Below are 7,305 nucleotides of genomic sequence, written 5' to 3'. Positions count from 1 at the left end.
GCGCGCCGACTACATCAAGGCCGTCTGGAACATCGCCAACTGGCAGAACGTCGCCGAGCGCCTCACGGCCGCCCGCACCAAGACCGAAGGCCTGCTGGTACTGTCATAGCGACGCTGGATGACGGGGCCCGCGTCTGACGCCGAACCCCGCATCCTCCTCCGCAGCTACCCCACCACACCGCCCCACCGGGCCCCAGCAACAGGAGCAATCTGTGTCCGTAAAGATCGGAATCAACGGCTTCGGCCGCATCGGTCGGAACTTCTTCCGCGCCGCCCTCGCCAAGGGCAGCGACCTCGAGATCGTCGCCGTCAACGACCTCACCGACAACAAGGCGCTCGCGCACCTGCTGAAGTACGACTCGATCACCGGCCGCCTCGACGCCAAGGTCGAGCTCGACGGCGACAAGATCGTCGTCAACGGCAAGCCGATCATCGTGCTCGCCGAGCGCAACCCCGCCGACCTGCCCTGGGGCGAGCTGGGTGTCGACATCGTCATCGAGTCGACCGGCCGCTTCACCAAGTCCGACGACGCCCGCGCGCACATCACCGCCGGCGCCAAGAAGGTCATCGTCTCGGCTCCGGCCACCGGCTCCGACGTCGCCACCCTGGTGCTCGGCGTGAACGAGGGCACCTACGACCCCGCTCAGCACGACATCATCTCCAACGCCTCGTGCACCACGAACTGCCTCGCGCCGCTCGCCAAGGTGCTGCTCGACAACTTCGGCATCGAGCGCGGCCTGATGACCACGGTCCACGCGTACACCGCCGACCAGAACCTGCAGGACGGCCCGCACAGCGACCTCCGCCGTGCCCGCGCGGCCGCCGCGAACATCATCCCCACCTCGACCGGTGCGGCCAAGGCCCTCGGCCTCGTCATCCCGGAGCTCGTCGGCAAGCTCGACGGCTACGCTCTGCGCGTTCCGGTCCCGACCGGCTCGATCACCGACCTCACCGTCGAGCTGACGAACCCGGCCACGGTCGAGCAGATCAACGAGGCCTACAAGAACGCGGCCGAGGGCAACCTCAAGGGCATCCTCAGCTACACCGAGGACCCGATCGTCTCGAGCGACATCGTCTCCGACCCGCACTCCTCGATCTTCGACGCCGGCCTCACCAAGGTCATCGGCAACCAGGTCAAGGTCGCGTCGTGGTACGACAACGAGTGGGGCTACTCCAACCGCCTCGTCGACGTCACCGAGTACGTCGCCGACCGGCTGTAACCCGAACCCCTCGAAAGCGAATCCGTGACGCTCCGCACTCTCGACACCCTCGGATCGCTCGCAGGCAAGCGCGTCATCGTCCGGTGTGACCTCAACGTTCCTGTCAAGGACGGGGTCATCACCGACGATGGGCGCGTGCGCGCGAGCCTTCCCACCCTCAACCGGCTGCTCGCCGCCGGCGCCCGCGTCGTGGTGGTCAGCCACCTCGGCCGGCCCGACGGCACCCCCGAGGCGAAGTACAGCCTCGAGCCCGTGGCCGGCCGCCTCTCCGAGCTCCTCGGCAAGCCTGTCGCGTTCGCGCACGACACGGTGGGCCAGGAGGCCTCGGAGGCGGTCGCCGGCCTCGGTGACGGGGAGATCGCCCTGCTCGAGAACCTCCGCTTCAACCCGGGGGAGACCAGCAAGGACGAGTCGGAGCGTCGCGGATTCGCCGAGCAGCTCGCCGCGTTCGGAGACGCCTTCGTCTCCGACGGATTCGGCGTGGTGCACCGCAAGCAGGCGAGCGTCTACGACCTCGCCGAACTGCTGCCGAGCGCAGCCGGTCTCCTCATCGAGACCGAGCTCGACGTGCTCGACAAGCTCACGGAGAACCCCGAGCGCCCCTACACGGTGGTACTCGGTGGTTCGAAGGTCTCCGACAAGCTCGGAGTCATCGGCCACCTGCTGCCGCGCGTCAACACGCTGCTGATCGGCGGCGGCATGCTCTTCACCTTCCTCAAGGCCCAGGGCCACGAGGTCGGTTCGAGCCTCCTCGAGGAGGACCAGCTCGACACCGTGCGCGGCTACCTCGCGAAGGCCGACGAGCTCGGCGTCACGATCGTGCTGCCCACCGACGTCGTCGTGGCCTCGATGTTCGGTGCTGACGCCGAGATCGAGGTGACCGCGGCCGACTCGATCGAGAAGACGGCTTTCGGCGCCGCCGGTCTCGGCCTCGACATCGGGCCGGACACCGCGAAGGCCTTCGCCGAGATCATCGCCTCCTCCAAGACCGTGTTCTGGAACGGCCCCATGGGCGTCTTCGAGCTCGAGCCCTTCGCCGCGGGCACCAAGGCGGTCGCACAAGCACTCACCGAGGTCGACGGGCTGGGGGTCGTGGGTGGTGGAGACTCCGCGGCCGCCGTCCGCGCCCTCGGCTTCACCGACGACCAGTTCGGTCACATCTCAACCGGAGGCGGTGCCAGTCTCGAGTTCCTCGAGGGCAAGCGTCTCCCTGGCCTGGAGGTCCTCGGATGGTCCTGAAGCGCACACCACTCATCGCCGGCAACTGGAAGATGAACCTCGACCACCTGCAGTCGATCGCCTTCGTGCAGAAGCTCGCCTGGTCGCTCGAAGACGCGAAGCACGACTTCGACTCGGTCGAGGTCGCCATCTTCCCGCCTTTCACCGACCTCCGCTCGGTGCAGACCCTCGTGGCCGCCGACAAGCTCTCGCTCGCCTACGGCGGCCAGGATGTCTCGGCGCACGACTCCGGCGCTTACACTGGTGAGATCTCGGGCCAGTTCCTGGCCCAGCTCGACGCGAAGTACGTCCTCATCGGACACTCCGAGCGGCGCACCATGCACGGCGAGTCCGACGAGATCGTCGCCGCGAAGGTCAATGCCGCCATCAAGCACGGCCTCGTCCCCGTGATCTGCGTGGGCGAGACCGCCGAAGACCTCGAGAAGCACGGCCAGAGCGCCGTGCCCGTCGCTCAGCTGAAGGTGGCCCTCGAGGGTCTCAAGGCAGATGCGGACGTCGTCGTGGCCTACGAGCCGGTCTGGGCCATCGGCTCGGGCCAGGCCGCCACCCCCGAGCAGGCCGAGACGGTCGGTGCGGCTCTCCGAGCCGTCGTCGCCGAGAGCCTGAGCGCCGACGCGGCGGCTGCCACACGCATCCTCTACGGCGGTTCGGTGAAGTCGGGCAACATCGCCGGCTTCATGCGCGAGCCCAACGTCGACGGAGCGCTCGTGGGCGGTGCGAGCCTCGACATCGCGGAGTTCGCCGCGATCGTGCGCTATCAGAAGCACGTCGGAGTGTAGACTTACCTCTGGTCTTCGGGGGAGCGACCCGCTCTCTCCGGCATGTGAAAGGCAAGCAGTGCAAATCCTTCAGGTCGTCCTCCAGGTGATTCTCGGCATCACGAGCCTGCTCCTGACCCTTCTCATCCTTCTGCACAAGGGTCGCGGCGGTGGGCTCTCCGACATGTTCGGCGGCGGTGTCACCTCGAACCTCGGCGCCTCCGGCGTCGCGGAGCGCAACCTGAACCGCATCACCGTCATCCTCGGACTGATCTGGGTGTCGAGCATCGTCATCCTCGGTCTCATCACGAAATTCGACTCCGGCCTCTAGGCCCGGAAGGGACAGCAGTCATGGCATCAGGAGGAAGTGCGATCCGCGGATCGCGCGTAGGCGCCGGCCCCATGGGCGAGCAGGATCGCGGGTTCCACGCGGACCGCATCCAGGTCTCGTACTGGGACGCGCTCGGCAACGAGACCGTCCGCTACTTCGCGGCGAACCTGCCCGACGACGAGATCCCCGAGACCATCGACTGCCCCGCCTCGGGGCTGCCGGCCGGTCGTGACAAGGCGAACCCGCCGTCGGTCACCAAGCTCGAGCCCTACAAGACGCACCTCGCCTACGTGAAGGAGCGCCGCACGGAGAAGGAAGCGGAGCAGCTTCTCGAAGACGCTCTGCAGCAGCTGCGCGAGCGTCGCGGCACCGCCGCCTCCTGAGCCGAGCCTCCGCAAAACCCGAAGGGGCCGTTCTCACTCTGATGTGAGAACGGCCCCTTCGGCGTCGGTCGTGTTGAGCTCGATCAGTACGAAGGAGCGATGAGCGACTCCGGGACCTCAGCCGCAGCCTCCTGGTCGACGAAGAAGACCGTGCGCTTGCGGCCCTGCGCTCCGGCCACGGGCACCTCGTCGGTGCTCGCACCCGCGAGGGCGAGGCCGATGGCAGAGGCCTTGTCGGCACCCGCCAGCACCATCCAGATGCGGTCCGCCGACTGGATGACGGGAAGCGTCAGGCTGAGGCGGAGCGGCGGCGGCTTGGGGGAGTCGCGCACCGGCACCACCGTGGCATCCGTGATCCGGATCTCGCCGTGGCCGGGGAACAGCGATGCGATGTGGCCGTCCGGTCCGACACCGAGGAACATGATGTCGAAGCGCGGGTAGTCGGCCCCCTCCGGGGCGGCCTCCGCGAGCTCGCGCGCGTAGACCCGCGCCGCCTCGTCGAGATCGGCGATCTCGTCGGAGGCCGGGAACGCGTGCACCTTGGCGGGATCGACCGGCACGTGGTCGAGCAGTGCCTCTCGGGCCTGCAGGTCGTTGCGATCGGCGTCGCCCTTCGGCACGAACCGTTCGTCGCCCCACCAGAAGCTGATGCGCGACCAGTCGATGGTCTGCGCGGCCGGAGACGAGCGGATCGCCGCGAGCACCGCGCTGCCCATCGTGCCTCCCGTCAGCACGATGTTCGCCTCGTCGAACTCGTCGAGGATGTCGATCACCTTCGTGATGAAACGGGCCGCCACGGAGCCGGCCAGCGACTCCTTGTCGGGGTGGACGAGCACACGGCGGTCAGTTGTCATGCGGGATCCGATTCCAGGAGTTCGGCGAGACCTTGGACGATGACTTCACCATACAGGTCGTCCGGATCGAGCCGTCGCAGCTCCTCCGCCAGGCAGTCCCGGAGGTTGCGGCGGGGGAGTGAGAGGTCGTGCGTGGGCTGGTTGGGCTGACTGAGCTTGGCCACGTTGGGCACTTCACGCACGAGCTCGATAGGGCCGTGCTCCCGCGTGAGGGTCACGCCGTGGATGCCGCTCGAGCCGTTCGCCCTCGCGAGCAAGCCGTACTTCACGGGCACCTTCAGCTGGTGCCGCAGCCAGGCCGCGAGAAGCAGCGTGGAGGGCGAGTCGGATGCGCCGGAGACCTCGATCGCCGTGACCGGCTCGTAGGGCGGCTGGTCGAGCACCGCCGCGAGCTGGGCGCGCCACAGGGTCAGCCTCGTCCAGGCGAAGTCGGTGTCGCCCGGCGCGTAGGTGCGCGCGCGGCTCAGCAGCGCTTCGTAGGGGTTCCGCTGGTTCGACGAGTCGGTGATGCGCCGCGTGGCGATGCGCCCGAGGTCGGACGTCGACACGTCCTCCGGGGCGGCGCCGGGCCACCAGACCACGACGGGGGCGTCGGAGAGCAGGAGCCCGGTGACGAGCCCTTCCTGGTCGCTCGCAGCCGCACCGTAGGCGCGCAGCACGATCACCTCGCTCGCGCCGGCGTCTCCGCCGACCCGGATCTGGGCGTCGAGCCGCGCACCGCGACCGGTGCTCAGCCCATCGTTCTCCTGGTCGGTGGAGACCACGATCACGCGCATGGGGTGCTCGCGGGAGGCGTCGTTGGCCGCCTCGATGGCGTCCTCCTCCTCGCCGAGCGAGGTCACGATCACGAGGGTCAGCACGCGGCCGAGGGCCACGGCGCCGCCCTCCTCGCGGATCTTGACGAGCGATTTCGAGATCTTGCTCGTCGTGGTGTCAGGCAGATCGACGATCACGGGCGTCTCCAGGTTCTTCCGTCGCGGGCGAGCAGTTCGTCGGCCGAGCTGGGCCCCCAGGTTCCGGGGCGGTACTGCTCGGGCTGACCCTGTGTCACCCAGTACTCTTCGATCGGGTCGAGGATCTTCCAGGAGAGCTCGACCTCCTTCTGGCGGGGGAACAGCGGCGGGTCTCCGAGCAGCACATCGAGGATGAGCCGCTCGTAGGCTTCGGGGCTCGCCTCGGTGAAGGCGTGACCGTAGCCGAAGTCCATCGTGACGTCGCGCACCTGCACTCCCGCACCCGGCACCTTGGAGCCGAAGCGGATCGTCACACCCTCGTCGGGCTGCACACGGATGACCAGGGCGTTCTGCCCGAGCTCCGAGGTCTGGCTCTCGGCGAAGAGGTACTGCGGGGCGCGCTTGAAGACGACCGCGATCTCGGTGACGCGGCGCCCCAGGCGCTTGCCCGCCCTCAGGTAGAACGGCACGCCCGACCAGCGGCGGGTCGCGATGTCGAGCCGCACGGCCGCATAGGTCTCGGTGGTCGACTCGGGGTTCATGCCGTCCTCCTCGAGGAAGCCGAGCACCTTCTCGCCGCCCTGCCACCCCCCGGAGTACTGCCCGCGGGCCGTGACCGTGCCGAGATCCTCGGGCAGTGTGACGGCGGCGAGCACCTTCTCCTTCTCGGCGCGCAGGTCGGCTGCGTCGAACGAGATCGGCTCCTCCATGGCGGTGAGCGCGAGGAGCTGCAGCAGGTGGTTCTGGATGACGTCGCGCGCCGCACCGATGCCGTCGTAGTAGCCCGCCCGGCCGCCCACCCCGATGTCCTCGGCCATCGTGATCTGCACGTGGTCGACGTAGTTGGCGTTCCAGATGGGCTCGTAGAGCTGGTTGGCGAAGCGCAGCGCCAGGATGTTCTGGACCGTCTCCTTGCCGAGGTAGTGGTCGATCCGGAACACCGAGTCCGGCGGGAACACCGACTCCACCACGTCGTTCAGCTCGATCGCCGTCTTCAGGTCGCTGCCGAACGGCTTCTCGATCACGACCCGGCGCCAGCGGTCCTCCTGCTGGTCGGCGAGGCCCGAGCGACGGAGCTGCTCGGTGACGAGCGGGAAGGCCTTCGGCGGGATCGAGAGGTAGAAGGCGTAGTTGCCCATCGTCCCGCGGTCGCGGTCGAGCTCGGCGATCGTCGTCTTCAGCTGCTCGAAGGCGTTGTCGTCGTCGAACTCACCCGAGACGAACCGGATGCCCTCGGAGAGCTGGCGCCACACGTCCTCGTCGAACGGGGTGCGGGAGTGCTCCTTGACCGAGTCGTGCACGACGCGCTCGAAGTCCTGGTCCTCCCAGTCGCGCCGGGCGAACCCGATCAGCGAGAATCCGGGTGGCAGGAGACCCCGGCTGGCGAGGTCGTAGACGGCGGGCATGAGCTTCTTGCGCGACAGGTCGCCGGTGACACCGAAGATCACGAGGCCTGAAGGCCCCGCGATCCGGTTCAGCCGGCGATCCGTCGGGAGCCTCAGCGGGTTGTACTCCGGCGTTATCTCAACGGGAGGCATGGAACTCCTAGTTGTCGTTCGTGTCGTGG

The 7,305-nt window shown here is 68.2% G+C and carries 8 protein-coding genes and 1 pseudogene; 6 read left to right on the top strand and 3 right to left on the bottom strand.

All coding sequences use genetic code 11. From position 1 onward, the window contains the following. From N1028_RS16250 to N1028_RS16225, 6 genes and pseudogenes are all read left to right on the top strand, one after another. Positions 1-109: pseudogene (locus N1028_RS16250) on the top strand (Fe-Mn family superoxide dismutase); the annotation flags it as partial. A 103-nt stretch (positions 110-212) separates the two neighbouring features. Next, positions 213-1,220 carry a type I glyceraldehyde-3-phosphate dehydrogenase gene (gap, locus tag N1028_RS16245; protein WP_259530438.1) on the top strand — a complete coding sequence of 336 codons (1,008 nt, stop codon included), beginning with the start codon at positions 213-215 and terminating at the stop codon, positions 1,218-1,220. Between the two features lie 24 nt (positions 1,221-1,244). Next, positions 1,245-2,459 carry a phosphoglycerate kinase gene (locus N1028_RS16240; protein WP_259530437.1) on the top strand — a complete coding sequence of 405 codons (1,215 nt, stop codon included), beginning with the start codon at positions 1,245-1,247 and terminating at the stop codon, positions 2,457-2,459. Next, a complete protein-coding gene (gene tpiA, locus N1028_RS16235; RefSeq protein WP_259530436.1) occupies positions 2,450-3,238 on the top strand; it encodes a triose-phosphate isomerase in 789 nt (262 codons plus the stop codon). Before N1028_RS16240 ends, tpiA begins: the two co-directional genes overlap by 10 nt. Positions 3,239-3,296: 58 nt before the next feature. Continuing rightward, positions 3,297-3,548, top strand: a complete 252-nt coding sequence (secG, locus tag N1028_RS16230) for a preprotein translocase subunit SecG (protein ID WP_259530435.1) — start codon at positions 3,297-3,299, stop codon at positions 3,546-3,548. Positions 3,549-3,568: 20 nt separating this feature from the next. Beyond that, complete coding sequence (locus N1028_RS16225; RefSeq protein WP_259530434.1) at positions 3,569-3,931, top strand: RNA polymerase-binding protein RbpA; 363 nt, start codon at positions 3,569-3,571, stop codon at positions 3,929-3,931. 83 nt (positions 3,932-4,014) lie between these two features. Here the strand turns inward: N1028_RS16225 and pgl are convergent, their stop codons facing one another. The 3 genes from pgl to zwf are packed head-to-tail and all read right to left on the bottom strand — an operon-like array spanning position 4,015 to position 7,276. Next, on the bottom strand, positions 4,015-4,785 hold the full coding sequence (pgl, locus tag N1028_RS16220; protein WP_259530433.1) for a 6-phosphogluconolactonase: 771 nt from the start codon (positions 4,783-4,785) through the stop codon (positions 4,015-4,017). Further along, entirely contained in the window at positions 4,782-5,738 is a 957-nt protein-coding gene (locus N1028_RS16215) for a glucose-6-phosphate dehydrogenase assembly protein OpcA (protein ID WP_259530432.1), read from the bottom strand. The genes pgl and N1028_RS16215 overlap by 4 nt, the downstream gene beginning before the upstream one ends. Then, the gene (gene zwf / locus N1028_RS16210) at positions 5,735-7,276 is read right to left on the bottom strand and encodes a glucose-6-phosphate dehydrogenase (RefSeq protein WP_259530431.1); all 1,542 of its coding nucleotides are present in this window, start codon (positions 7,274-7,276) and stop codon (positions 5,735-5,737) included. Before zwf ends, N1028_RS16215 begins: the two co-directional genes overlap by 4 nt. Positions 7,277-7,305 lie beyond the last annotated feature (29 nt).

Source organism: Herbiconiux oxytropis (assembly GCF_024979315.1).
GTDB lineage: Bacteria > Actinomycetota > Actinomycetes > Actinomycetales > Microbacteriaceae > Herbiconiux > Herbiconiux oxytropis.
The sequence above is the reverse complement of the archived record's forward strand: the minus strand, read 5'-3'. Positions and strand labels throughout refer to the sequence as shown.